The 11567-nt window shown below is 61.8% G+C and carries 11 protein-coding genes and 2 pseudogenes; 5 read left to right on the forward strand and 8 right to left on the reverse strand.

The window, feature by feature from the left end; all coding sequences use genetic code 11:
* Window positions 1-170: 170 nt before the first annotated feature.
* A pseudogene (locus ACTJKL_RS07570) lies at window positions 171-302 on the reverse strand (sugar-binding transcriptional regulator); the annotation flags it as partial.
* 63 nt (window positions 303-365) lie between these two features.
* Between ACTJKL_RS07570 and ACTJKL_RS07575 the strand changes: the two are divergent.
* Entirely contained in the window at window positions 366-1682 is a 1317-nt protein-coding gene (locus ACTJKL_RS07575; RefSeq protein ID WP_440852608.1) for a hypothetical protein, read from the forward strand.
* Here ACTJKL_RS07575 and ACTJKL_RS07580 read toward each other — a convergent pair.
* From ACTJKL_RS07580 to metB, 5 genes and pseudogenes are all read right to left on the reverse strand, one after another.
* Window positions 1633-2172: a hypothetical protein gene (locus ACTJKL_RS07580; RefSeq protein ID WP_440852609.1), complete on the reverse strand. Its 540-nt coding sequence runs from the start codon at window positions 2170-2172 to the stop codon at window positions 1633-1635. The two genes, ACTJKL_RS07575 and ACTJKL_RS07580, sit on opposite strands and share 50 nt — an antisense overlap.
* Window positions 2169-2762 carry a hypothetical protein gene (locus tag ACTJKL_RS07585; protein WP_411921693.1) on the reverse strand — a complete coding sequence of 198 codons (594 nt, stop codon included), beginning with the start codon at window positions 2760-2762 and terminating at the stop codon, window positions 2169-2171. The genes ACTJKL_RS07580 and ACTJKL_RS07585 overlap by 4 nt, the downstream gene beginning before the upstream one ends.
* Window positions 2759-3391, reverse strand: a complete 633-nt coding sequence (locus ACTJKL_RS07590; RefSeq protein ID WP_440852610.1) for a hypothetical protein — start codon at window positions 3389-3391, stop codon at window positions 2759-2761. The genes ACTJKL_RS07585 and ACTJKL_RS07590 overlap by 4 nt, the downstream gene beginning before the upstream one ends.
* An 85-nt stretch (window positions 3392-3476) precedes the next feature.
* Window positions 3477-4146: pseudogene (locus ACTJKL_RS07595) on the reverse strand (5-formyltetrahydrofolate cyclo-ligase).
* A 29-nt stretch (window positions 4147-4175) separates the two neighbouring features.
* Window positions 4176-5339 (reverse strand): cystathionine gamma-synthase, encoded by a 1164-nt coding sequence (metB, locus tag ACTJKL_RS07600; RefSeq protein ID WP_100669964.1) that lies wholly within the window; start codon window positions 5337-5339, stop codon window positions 4176-4178.
* Between the two features lie 205 nt (window positions 5340-5544).
* Between metB and ACTJKL_RS07605 the strand changes: the two genes are divergently transcribed.
* Both ACTJKL_RS07605 and ACTJKL_RS07610 read left to right on the forward strand, forming a co-directional pair.
* Entirely contained in the window at window positions 5545-6396 is an 852-nt protein-coding gene (locus ACTJKL_RS07605; protein ID WP_100669963.1) for a LysR family transcriptional regulator, read from the forward strand.
* Window positions 6397-6470: 74 nt separating this feature from the next.
* On the forward strand, window positions 6471-6827 hold the full coding sequence (locus ACTJKL_RS07610; RefSeq protein ID WP_100669962.1) for a cupin domain-containing protein: 357 nt from the start codon (window positions 6471-6473) through the stop codon (window positions 6825-6827).
* A gap of 48 nt (window positions 6828-6875) precedes the next feature.
* Here the strand turns inward: ACTJKL_RS07610 and ACTJKL_RS07615 are convergent, their stop codons facing one another.
* Window positions 6876-8027: an HPP family protein gene (locus ACTJKL_RS07615; protein WP_411932479.1), complete on the reverse strand. Its 1152-nt coding sequence runs from the start codon at window positions 8025-8027 to the stop codon at window positions 6876-6878.
* A 279-nt stretch (window positions 8028-8306) separates the two neighbouring features.
* On the opposite strand from ACTJKL_RS07615, the gene ACTJKL_RS07620 reads away from it, so the two are divergent.
* Window positions 8307-8603, forward strand: a complete 297-nt coding sequence (locus ACTJKL_RS07620) for a hypothetical protein (protein ID WP_411932669.1) — start codon at window positions 8307-8309, stop codon at window positions 8601-8603.
* A 380-nt stretch (window positions 8604-8983) separates the two neighbouring features.
* Window positions 8984-10534, forward strand: a complete 1551-nt coding sequence (locus ACTJKL_RS07625; protein ID WP_440852742.1) for an arylsulfatase — start codon at window positions 8984-8986, stop codon at window positions 10532-10534.
* 111 nt (window positions 10535-10645) lie between these two features.
* Here the strand turns inward: ACTJKL_RS07625 and folD are convergent, their stop codons facing one another.
* Window positions 10646-11566, reverse strand: coding sequence for a bifunctional methylenetetrahydrofolate dehydrogenase/methenyltetrahydrofolate cyclohydrolase FolD (folD, locus tag ACTJKL_RS07630; protein WP_440852611.1), 921 nt, complete (start codon window positions 11564-11566; stop codon window positions 10646-10648).
* Between the last annotated feature and the right edge of the window lies 1 nt (window position 11567).

An 11567-nucleotide genomic window follows, 5' to 3' on the forward strand; every position in this document is an offset into this window, starting at 1 on the left:
AGCTCGTCAGGCTCATAACCTGAAGGCCGCAGGTTCAAATCCTGCCCCCGCAACCAAACACATATACATACGCATACACACGAAAAGGCCCGCATCTGCGGGCCTTTTCGCGTTCTGGGGTTTCCCCAGCGTCAATGCGGCGGCCGTCTTGCAATGCGGATTCCGGTCGATCACCTCTGCAGCATCGCCATGGCGCTGTCGGCGTCGGTGATCATGATCGTCGGCAGCCTCGCCCGTGCCAGGGCCAGGAGAATGTCGTGCTTGTGCGAACCGCCCGAGGCGACGATGCGGCAGGGGACGCGGACCGCCATTTTCCATCTATTTGCCCGGTTGAGCGCCCGGAAGGTTATGGTTAGGTTCGGGGCATGGGGATGCTCAAGGATATCGGCGGACTGGCGGCATTGACGGCGCGCCTTCTTGCGCGTTTCTGGCCGCAGCTTCTGCTTGCCGCGACGCTCGGATATATCGCGCGTGTCCTGCTCCTCGAGGCTGCGGTCGGCGTCGGCCTGAAAACCCCCCTTGGCGGAATGGTAACGCTGTCGCTTGTCGTCCTCGTCAAGCTGCTGGTGGTCATTGCGATGTTCGCGATCCTGCGTCCCGGCCTGCCGGTGCTCGCCGCGTTGCGCGGCGTGGCGCCAGCTGCCGGCTCGACGAAGAAGGAACGGCAGTTGAATCGCCTTCTGGTGATTGCCTCCGCAGCCATCTTGCCGTTCTTCGCCTATTACGCCGCGTGGGGCTTCCTCGGCGACACGGTGCGCGAGTATTCGCGTCTCGCCCTGGATCGGGTGGCGCTGGGAGAACGGTTACAGATTTTCGAGCTCCTGCGCTCGCGCAGCCTGATTGCGGCGATCCTCGCCTGCTGGTTCGTGCGATGGCTTGCCAAGCGCGCCAACGGGCGCCTGCAGTTGCCGTGGCTGCGTTTCGTTATCGTGGCGGCGGACGCGAGCTGGATCTTCATCGGGCTCTATGCGCTGGACAGATGGAAGGACGACTTCATAAGCTGGCTCGGCGCGGGCGCGTTTCTCGATGCGGTGGAAGCCGGCATCGCCGGATTTTCCATGGAAGCACACGCGGCAGCGGGCGGCACTGCGGTGGAGTTCCAGGAACCTGGACTCGTCACGCAGGCGCAGGAGCTGTTCTTCTACGCCCTCCTGCCGCTCGTCTGGCTCGTAATGGCTGCCATCGTCTATGGCTACGACGTTTCGGCAAAACCCGTCGCCGCTCCGCCGCCGCCCGCTCGCGCCACCACGCTACGCAAATGGCTGGCCGATTTCGCCGCCCACTTCCTCGGAGGCTATCGGACCCGCTACCGGCCGGTCTGGGCCTGCCTGCGCACGGTGCTCGGCGCCGGTCTCGGGACGTTGCTCGCCTTCGTCGTGCTTTACCGCGCCACCAGCTGGCTCCCCGCCTGGGCGTGGTACGGCGCAACCCGTCATCTCGGCCCGCACGACCTCGAAACCTGGCAGCGGATAGGCGACGTCCTGGCCGTTCTGGTCGGCAGTCCGACCGAGCTCGACGGCGGAATCCTTTTCGGTCCGGTGCGGATCGCCCTGCTGGCCGCCATGCTGGAATACGCCGTATCCCGATCCGGCGAAGCCGGCGTCCCACAGGCTTATGGTCACCGGAAAAGCGTTATTTCAAGAGAATCGGAGGCGAGCCGGTCAGGGCAAGCGACAGGGTGAACCCGTCTGCCTGCCGCGGCACGAGAAAGAGCTCGACCACGCGAAGCGGCGCCTCGCCGGCCTCACCGATCGTCAGCGTCGTGCATTGCGGCCTGTCGGCAATCGCGGGATCGGCCTGGCGTAAAAGACGGCCGGGCAGCGGCAGCGGGTCCCAGCGGCGGCCAGCGCCATCCGTCAGCGAGAGCGCGCAGGGCAAGGCCTGCTTCAAGACGTCCGCTGCCTGGACCGAGACGGCGATTTCCGCCAGCATGAGGCTCGTGTCCGGCAAGGTTCCCGGCAGGCGGCGCAGCGATGTAAGCCGCCAGCTGCCGCCGGCGCCTTGCCCGCTGCCGTCGCCCTCGACGGTCACAGGTGGTTGCATGCGCCGTTGCAGCCATGCGGCGAATTCGCCCCGGGACCCGACGAGGACCGCGAGCGGCACGGCGGCGAGCAGCGATACGAGGCTGATCCAGTAGCTCGTTCTCTCCCGTGACGAAGCCCGTGCGCTCATTGCTGAAACTCCAGCGACCAGGGCATGATGCGGCCGCCGCGTGCAAGGGTGAGGGACTTGTGCCTGCTTTCCGGCGGCACGCTGTCCATGGCGATCTCCACCTGCTCGGACAGGGGAGTCAGCGCGGTCTCGGCGACCAGCAGTGTACCGCCCTCGATCTGGTCCTCGGGCAGCTCGAATATCAGCAGAACCGGGCGTGGAATCCCGGGCTCCAGGCGCTCGGCACCCAACAGCCCGAGCGAACTGCCGATGCGCGTGCTCATGGCAAAGCGAAGGCCGGAGGGGCCGCGCCACGCAGCCGAGGTCAGCGATATCGATCGGTCTTGCGCCTTCGCCGCCGCTTCGACGACAAGCCATTTTCCGGAGGTGGTGTAGGTACGCGGCTCGCCGAAATGCGAAGCGACCAGTTGCCGGGCGAGATGCACCTTGGCGACCCCGAAGACGAAGCGTTCGGCCTGCGCCGGTTTTCCCTGCGCGGCCGGCACCGCCACGGGCGACAGGATTTCGCTGTAGGAGGGCGTCGAGTGCTGCATGCCGTAGAGCGCCGCCGTCGCCAGGAGCAGGGCGACGATATTTGCGAAGGCCTTCATTGCCTTGCCCTCGCCGCTTCCTGCGCAACAGTCAGGGACACCACCGCCACCGGATCACGGTCGAACCAGTTGGAGGCGCCATAGAGATTGTCGCGTTTCTTGTAGATCTGGCTCCCGATCAGCAGGTTCAGCTCACGCGGCGGCATTTCCCCCGCCGGCCATTCCCATACGGCGGTCAAACTCTCCGGCATGCCCGGGTGCAGGCCGGGGCTGAACGCCTTGTCCCGTGTCAAATAGAAGGTGGGGGGAGCAAGTATCGCCTCCAGGCCGGCAAAGGTGAGCAGTTTCGCCGGCAGGTGGGCGGTCGCCGCCGAGCGGTTGCCGGCCTCGAAATCGACAAGCAGGAAAGTTTTCGGTTCGGGCGGTCTCCTGCCGGAAGGGGGGACATCGCTCACGCGGGCTGCGGCGATCGTCACATGCCATCGCCCGGTATCGACCGTCTCGCCCGGCCGGGCGGCGCGCAGGGGTTCGGGATTGGCGGCGCGATAGATCGCCGCTCCGTAGGAGATCGCACTGGCCGCCAGAGTGCCGATACTGGCGGCAGCCAGCGCAATGAGCCGTTGCCGGTAGCTCCGTCGTTGCTCGTCCATCGCGACACCCGATCCGCAGCCGTTCACAAGTCGACCCAAGCCCGCGGAGAAACCTAGAACAATTTTCGCCAAGGCGCCACGTTCTCGATTCGATGCCCTCTGCCCAATCGGAACTCAACGCACGCTAGCAATGATCTGTGCCCGCTTCGGTCACCACGGCGTCCATCCGGATGTCATGCGCCTGAGGATAAATGGTCCTTATCCTCGACTGTGCGAAACCAACGCCCAGCACGCGGCGCGTCGCCGCCATTGCCGCCAGTGTCCGGTCGTAATAGCCCCCGCCATAACCAAGCCGATAGCACGACGGATCAAAGCCCACGACCGGGGCGACGACGATATCGGGGGTGCATGAAACAGGCTTGGCCGGGACGGGTATGTTCCAGATACCACGGACGAGTTTGTCGCCTGGCCGCCAGATGCGAAACTCCAGAGGCTGTCCTTTTTCGACCACGACCGGGAGCGCACATCGGCCGCCGTCATCGGCTATTTGCCGCATCAGCGGTCTGAGATCGGGCTCACCCCGAAACGGCCAGTAGACGCTGACCACACGGCCGCGCACGGGTCCGATTTCGGCAAGCAGACGGCTGACGATCTGCGCTTCGCAAGCGGCCCGAAGGTCGGGAGATATGGCCAGGCGTTGCGCGATGAGGCGAGCCCGTTCGCTTGTCCGCCACCGCCTGACATCGGCACAGATCGACCGGTCGGATGACAGGCCCGCATAGGCCGGGTCGAGCTCGTGCATCAAGCAGGGTGGCCGACGCAAAAGTCGGCGGAATATCATCGTCGATGTCCATCCCTGTCTACCTCCTCAATCGATCTTCGCTCAACAGGCGCCCAATCCAAGTTCAAGTCCTTCCAGAAGATCGTCAATGTGTTCCAGCCCGATCGAAAGTCTTAGAAGCTCGTCGCGAATACCCGCGCTCTCTCTGGCTTCAGCCCCCATGTCGAGATGGGTCATGGTGGCCGGATGAGCTACGAGACTTTCGACCCCTCCAAGCGACTCGGCCAATGTGAAGCAGCGAACATGTGCCAGGAACCGCCGAACGGCGGGAACGCCCCCTTCAAGTTCGAAACTCATCATGGCGCCGAAGCCGCGCTGCTGCCGTCTTGCGACTTCGTGGTCTGCGTGATCCGGAAGCCCCGCGTAGTGGACGTGCCGCACCGCAGGATGGGCGTCGAGATATTCGGCGATCGTCATGGCGCTGCGTTCTTGGCTGGACATTCGCGCAAACAACGTTCTCAGCCCGCGCAAAGTCAACCAGGCATCGAAAGGTGCAGCGACTGCCCCGGTGACGTTGGCCCAGCGCTTGAGATCACGTGCCTCCTGTGGCTCGGCAGCGATCACCGCACCGGCGATGACGTCCGAATGCCCGTTCAGGAATTTGGTCGCCGAGTGAATGGCGTAATCGGCTCCGAGAGAAAGGGGCTGCTGGAGAGCGGGGGAGAGAAACGTGTTGTCGACGGCCACGGCGGAGCCTGCCGCCTTGGCGAGACTGGACAATCGGGCAATGTCGGTGACGCGCATCAGGGGATTGCTGGGGCTCTCGATGAGGACGAGAGCCGGAGCATCCGCTAGTGCGGCCTCGAATCCGCCGAGATCCCTCTGGTTGGTAAGCCGGAATGTGAGGTGCCCCAGATCGGCACGCGCCTTCAGCAGTCGCAATGTACCGCCATAGCAATCATGTGGTGCCAGCACGAGATCGTTTCGCCTCAAGCGCCCTAACAGGAGGTCGAGCGCGGCCATGCCGCTCGGCGTGACGACCGCGCCGGCGCCTCCCTCGAGCTTCGCAAGTGCTTGCGCCAGCAAGTCACGGGTCGGATTTCCAGAGCGGCCGTAGTCATAGGCGCGCGGCGTGTCGAAACCGGCGAACTCGTAGGTGCTGGACAAGTATAGTGGCGGCACCACGGAGCCGAATGCCGGGTCGGTCGCGACCCCGTGGGCTGCAGCCGTGGTTTCGGCTCTGTCAGAGGATTTTCGCTCGAACATCGGCAGTAGGGCCCTTCATCAGATGGCAGCAAAGCAGCGTGGCTGGTCGGGATCAGCCGAGGCACGCGGACCAGGATGGCAAGCGGGAATTCCGCTGACAAACGAATTGAATTGCTGGTTAACCGCAAATATTCTGCACTTATTTGATGAGTGCGTGCCGCCGGCAGTCAGGCTGACGTGGCGACGCTATTTGCGCGGGGCGAATATGGACATCAGCATTGCGCGTACGTTCCTCGAGGTGGTCAAGACAGGAAGTTTCGTGAATGCCGCTGCCAATCTGAACATCTCCCAGACCGCAGTCAGTGCGCGAATTCGCGTGCTCGAGGAACAACTCGACAGGCCCATGTTCATTCGGAACAAGGCCGGTGCCAGGCTGACCCCCGCCGGAGAGCAGTTTTTCCGTTTTGCGACGAGCCTGGTGCAAGTGTGGGAGGCGGCGCGAACCACGGTCGCTTTGCCCCCGGGGCGCGAGGCCATGGTGACGATCGGTGCGGAGCTCAGTCTGTGGGATCCACTGTTGAAGCATTGGCTTTTTTGGATGCGCCGCGAATGCCCCAGCGTGGCCATTCGAACGTCGATCGACAGATCGGAGCGGCTGATGGAGCTCGTGCAGGACGGTTCACTTGACGCGGCGGTCCTTTATGGAGCGCCAAATCGTCCAGGCACGCTTACGGAGCTGCTTTTCGAGGAAAAACTCGTTTTCGTCCGCACGACGGCCATGCCGCAGCCGCCCGGACCGGAAGACCTCGTTGGCATCGATTGGGGAGAGGATTTTGCCGGCAGCTATAGGGCGGCTTTTCCGGGCGGTCCGAGTCCGGTGGTGGCGATCAGTTATGGGCCGCTTGCTCTCGACTACATTCTGGCAGTCGGCGGATCCGGATATTTTCGGCAGGGCTTCGTTCGGCCCTATCTTGCGGACGGCAGTCTCGAGCTCGTTCCCAACAGTCCGGAATTTGCCTACCCCGCTTATCTCGTTTCCTCAGCTAAGGCAGATCGGTCTATGCTGGATCGCATTCGGGCGGGATTGAGGGCCGCCGCATCCAGTGCCGGCGTCTGAAGCGGGTCGGAGAACTCGCGTCGGATCAAATCACCTTCACCGATAGTTGCGGCGAACAGCCGAAAGGATATCCGATGAAACCAATCAATATTTCCGAGAAGCTGGCTCTGTTTTCGAGCCATTGGGATCCGCACGTCGTGTCCGATTACAACGACAACGATGTCATGGTCGTCAAGTTTAAAGGGGAATACCCATTTCACAAGCATGAGACCACGGACGATTTCTTCTACGTCCTGGAGGGCGAAATGATTATGGACATCGAAGGGAAACCCTCTCAGGTGGTCAGAGCTGGCGAGCTGTTTGTGGTTCCGAAAGGCGTTGTGCATCGTCCTCGGGCAGAGACGGAGGTCAAGGTTCTTCTAATCGAGCCAAAGGGAGAACCCAATTCGGGTGACTCGGACCGAGCACCGGCGCCCAAAACCCGCATCTAGCGCGCCCGGACGACCTGGTCCTGCATATAATATCCACGGCTCGACGCCTCAGATACCCTGCCCGTTGCCCTGCATTATTTCGGACAGACCATTATGCGAGAGACTTTTGGCCAAAGTCGCGAGCAGATCGGTCTGGGATATGATGCCCACAACCTTGCCGCCGTCGTCGAGAATGACGACGGCGTGTGTCGCCCCGTCCGTCAGGCGGGGGAGCAGGCCGATCGCAGGGTCGGATGGCCTGGCGGTAGCTGCCGCGCTTATCGGCAGTTTGCTGCCGGGCTCTTTGCCGGCGAGCTCCCGCAGGCCCACCGTACCCTGAAGCTTCTCGTTCTCGTCAAGCACTGGAAGTGTACGAATGTCGTGCTTCAACAACAGGTATCGTGCATGCTCGGGGGTCGTGTCGCCGGGCACGGTTACGACGTCGCGGGACATGATGTCGGCACAAGTCAACTCTCCCCTCTGTCGGACGAGGGCCTGCAGTTCGACTTCCCTCAAGAGGGCATCGATGTCCTCCCGGCTGATATCGAGTGTTTCATTCAACCGCGCGATTGCCGAGTCTATGTCCTCGGAATTGAAGCCGACACGAAGCGCAGGTGGGGGATCCGCCGTCGCATGTGTATTCACCGGCGCAATTCCGGGTCGATGAGGATATTGGCGGCGGGCCAGCCTATGAAACACAATGCCCAATCCGACGAGGATCAGGGAGTTGATCGCAACGGGTATGAACGGGAACCAAAAACCTGAGCGCGCGACCGCGGCTCCACCGATGACAGCCGTCAGCGCGGCGGCGCCTCCTGGCGGATGAAGCGATCGCGTGAGCGACATCGCAAGAATCGCCAGAGCGACTGCGAGGCCGATGGCAAGCATCTGGTCCGTCACCATATAGGTCACGGAGACGCCGATCAGGGCGGAGATCGTGTTCCCGCCGATGATCGACCAAGGCTGCGCAAGCGGACTGGCCGGCACGGCAAAGAGCAAGACGGCAGAGGCGCCGATGGGCGCAACGATCAGCGGCAGCTGGGGGTCGTCTCCAAAAACGAACCCGCAAACCAGGCCGGTGACACAAATCCCGATCAACGCTCCGATACAGCCGATCAAGCGCTCTTTCAGCGTTGCACCCGCCAGAATCGGCGAGAACAGCTTGAATCTCGGCAAACGGCCGGACTTTCGAACTTCGTGTGGCGGAGGGGGGACAATCATTCGGGAGCGTCGGATGCAGTTGCTTATTTTCGAAGCTTATGTGCCTATAAAAAGGGCGAAGCAATAGCACGGACGGATTTCTGTGTGGTTCCAGCGACATTTCGGAAATGGGCCAGTGTGACCGGGCGCGATGACGCGGATCGAGGAGAAGTGCCTCGGCGTAGCGATCACTATCGCATCGCGCGTTTTCGTTCGCTGCTGCGGCCCATTCCAGGGGAGGCTGGAAGTTGGCACGTAAATTGCTGCCCTAACACGACCACAGTCGGGTACGGGTGCAACTTGGATTTCTTCGGCTTCTCCTCCTCTGTGCTGATTTGGCTCGCTCTAGGCTTGAGCGGCCCTGCGTTTCTTTCCGCTTTTCGCACTGGATCCGTTAACTGGGAATCCGCGGCCGAGACGACTGTCGGAGCCGCGGTTTTCGTCGGAGCATTGGGTCTGTATCTCTCTGCCGGAAGCGTTCTTGCCGCAGCGGTCGCCTCTCTCGCAGCCCTTGCGATCGCCCCCATGTTTCGCGTGAAGAGTCGACGGTTGCCGATGCTGGCCGTTTCGATTCTCTGCCTGGGCATGTATCTCTAGAGAATTTCCTTTCTCACTTCGCGTGCGCCGGTGGAAACCATTTTCCTCACGCCGCCGGCAAAAGGACGCAACGCCCGGAGGTCTACTCGGGCGGGCTCTCGCCGTCGCATTGCCCCTTGGTCCAACTTCTCATGCCCGTACGTCCGACCGATAATCTGTCCGGCTTACGTGTGCCGGCACTCGAGCTTGGGAACGGTTTCCAGCTCCAGGAGCTGTCACGGCGAGGCCACGCCTTGATGTGCAGGGATGCAAGCCGCGCATCGGAAAACACCTATTTATCTATTCAGGAGCAAAGCATGGGCCCTCCAGATGCCGAAAAGCGCGAGAAAGTGCAGGATTCCTTGTCTTTAGATCGTCGAAGCCTCCTGCTCGGCGGCACGATGCTTGCTGCAGCTGCCGCAAGCGGTGTCACGGGCGTTGGCACTGCAAAGGCTCAGCAACAGCCGGCAGTTTCCGGCGGGAAACAGCCCAACATTCTCGTCATCTGGGGAGATGACATCGGTACCTGGAATATCAGCCACAACAATCGTGGCATGATGGGTTACAGGACCCCGAACATCGACCGGATTGCCCAGGAAGGCTTGTCGTTCACGGATTACTACGGTCAGCAAAGCTGCACAGCGGGTCGGGCCGCCTTTATCGGCGGCAACGTCCCCGTTCGCACCGGCATGACGAAGGTGGGTCTACCGGGTGCGAAGGAAGGTTGGCAAGAGAGCGACGTGACGATGGCCACCGTCCTGAAAAGCCAAGGATATGCGACGGGTCAATTTGGCAAGAACCACCAGGGCGACCGCGACGAACACCTCCCGACCAACCACGGTTTCGATGAGTTCTTCGGCAATCTGTACCACCTGAACGCCGAGGAAGAGCCTGAGAACCGCGACTATCCGAAAAGCACGGACTTTCGAAAGAATTTTGGCCCGCGCGGCGTTATCAAGGCCAGCGCGGACGGAAAGATCGAGGACACCGGGCCGCTGACGAGAAAGCGGATGGAAACGGTCGATGCCGAAACCCTCGCTGCGGCCCGGGATTTCATCTCACGTCAGCATGAGGCGCAGAAGCCGTTCTTCGTCTGGTGGAACGCCACGCGGATGCATTTTCGTACGCATGTGAAAGAGTCCAATACCGGGATATCGGGACCGAGCGGCGACGAGTACCATGACGGGATGGTCGAGCATGACATGCAGGTCGGCGAACTGCTGCAGCTTCTGGACGATCTCGGCATCGCCGAAAACACCGTCGTCATGTACTCCACGGACAATGGGCCTCACTACAATACATGGCCGGATGCCGCCACGACGCCCTTCAGAAGCGAGAAGAACTCGAACTGGGAAGGAGCCTATCGCGTTCCGACGTTTGTGCGCTGGCCCGGTCGCTTCCCGGCCGGAAAGACGTTGAACGGTATCGTCTCGCACGAGGATTGGCTGCCGACCTTCGCCGCCATCGCGGGGGCACCGGACATCAAGGAAAAACTTCTTGACGGGGTCGATCTGAACGGCCGTCATTACCGCAACTACATCGACGGCCACAACCAGCTCGATTATCTGGAAGGCAAGGTCAACGAGTCACCGCGTCGTGAGTTCTGGTACGTGAACGACGATGGTCAGGTCGTGGCGGCGCGTTACGACGATTGGAAAGTTGTCTTCCTGGAAAATCGGGGCGAAGCCTTCGGTGTCTGGCGCGAACCCTTCACCGAGCTGCGTGTGCCGCTGCTCTTTCACCTGCGCCGTGATCCCTTCGAGAAAGCGCAGCACAATTCGAACACCTACAATGATTGGTTCCTGGAGCGAGTCTTCGTTATCGTGCCGATCCAAGGCATGGCAGCGAAGTTCCTGCAGACGATGAAGGATTATCCTCCCAGCCAATCGCCTGGTTCGTTCAATCTGAGCAAGATCGAAGCTGCTTTGCGCTCGGCCGGCGGAGGCAACTAGCTAATGAGCCAGCGACGGTCCGATCCCATTGGCGGACCGTCGCTGGACTATTCATCGAAGGATTTACACCACTCGGTGGGACCGTATTGATCGACGGTACTGGGCGCGGGCTCAGCCGGATATCAGCTTCGAGAGCTGTTCGGACACCTTCAGGCCGGACGCTCTGTGAGCTGCAATCACACTGTTGGCCATCAACATGGCGATGGTCATCGGCCCGACGCCGCCGGGGACCGGCGTAATAGCCGATGCAAAAGGTGCGCACTCCGCGAAGGCGACGTCGCCGACCAGCCTCGTCCTGTTCTCCCCCTTCTCAGGTGCGGGAACACGATTGATCCCGACATCGATGACGGTGGCGCCCGGCTTCAACCAGTCCGCTTTGACCATTTCGGGCCGGCCGACCGCAGCGATCACGATATCGGCGTTGCGGCAGATCGAAGCCAGATCGGTGGTGCGGGAATGGGCGATCGTCACGGTCGCATTGGCATTCAGCAGCAGCTGTGCCATCGGCTTGCCGAAGAGATTCGAACGACCGATGACCAGCGCATTCAGGCCGGAAAGATCGCGACCGTGTACGCGGCGCACAAAGACCATCGCGCCTGCCGGGGTGCAGGAGATCAGGCCGTTCTCCAGATCGCCGGTTGCGAGCGTTCCGGCATTGGCGACATGCAGGCCGTCGACGTCCTTTTCGGGCCGGATCGACTGAATGATGGCATCTGCGTCCAGATGTTCCGGCAAGGGCAGTTGTACGAGAATGCCATGGATGCAGTCATCGCCGTTCAGTTGATGCACCAGGCCCGCAAGCTCCTGCTGTGTCGTTTCCTTCGGCAGCGTATGCTGGACCGAAAAGAAGCCGCACGCCTTGGCCATGCGGCTTTTTGCGCCGACATAGGCATGACTTGCGGGATCGTCGCCGACGATAATGACGGCAAGTCCTGTTTTCTTGCCCGTCTGCTGCTGCAGCTCGGCATTTGCGTCTTTTATCGCCCCGTTGATGGAAGCCGCTACGGCCTTGCCGTCGATGATCGTCGTCATG

It is taken from the genome of Sinorhizobium sp. 22678 (assembly GCF_052044265.1).
GTDB classification, from domain to species: Bacteria; Pseudomonadota; Alphaproteobacteria; order Rhizobiales; family Rhizobiaceae; genus Sinorhizobium; species Sinorhizobium meliloti_A.

Excerpts from the sequence above, each read along its gene's own strand:
- ACTJKL_RS07585 (WP_411921693.1), bottom strand. The coding sequence starts at position 2,762 with ATGAAGGCCTTCGCAAATATCGTCGCCCTGCTCCTGGCGACGGCGGCG.
- ACTJKL_RS07575 (WP_440852608.1), top strand. The coding sequence starts at position 366 with ATGGGGATGCTCAAGGATATCGGCGGACTGGCGGCATTGACGGCGCGC.
- ACTJKL_RS07580 (WP_440852609.1), bottom strand. The coding sequence starts at position 2,172 with ATGAGCGCACGGGCTTCGTCACGGGAGAGAACGAGCTACTGGATCAGC.
- ACTJKL_RS07615 (WP_411932479.1), bottom strand. The coding sequence starts at position 8,027 with ATGATTGTCCCCCCTCCGCCACACGAAGTTCGAAAGTCCGGCCGTTTG.
- folD (WP_440852611.1), bottom strand. The coding sequence starts at position 11,566 with ATGACGACGATCATCGACGGCAAGGCCGTAGCGGCTTCCATCAACGGG.
- metB (WP_100669964.1), bottom strand. The coding sequence starts at position 5,339 with ATGTTCGAGCGAAAATCCTCTGACAGAGCCGAAACCACGGCTGCAGCC.
- ACTJKL_RS07610 (WP_100669962.1), top strand. The coding sequence starts at position 6,471 with ATGAAACCAATCAATATTTCCGAGAAGCTGGCTCTGTTTTCGAGCCAT.
- ACTJKL_RS07605 (WP_100669963.1), top strand. The coding sequence starts at position 5,545 with ATGGACATCAGCATTGCGCGTACGTTCCTCGAGGTGGTCAAGACAGGA.
- ACTJKL_RS07625 (WP_440852742.1), top strand. The coding sequence starts at position 8,984 with ATGCTTGCTGCAGCTGCCGCAAGCGGTGTCACGGGCGTTGGCACTGCA.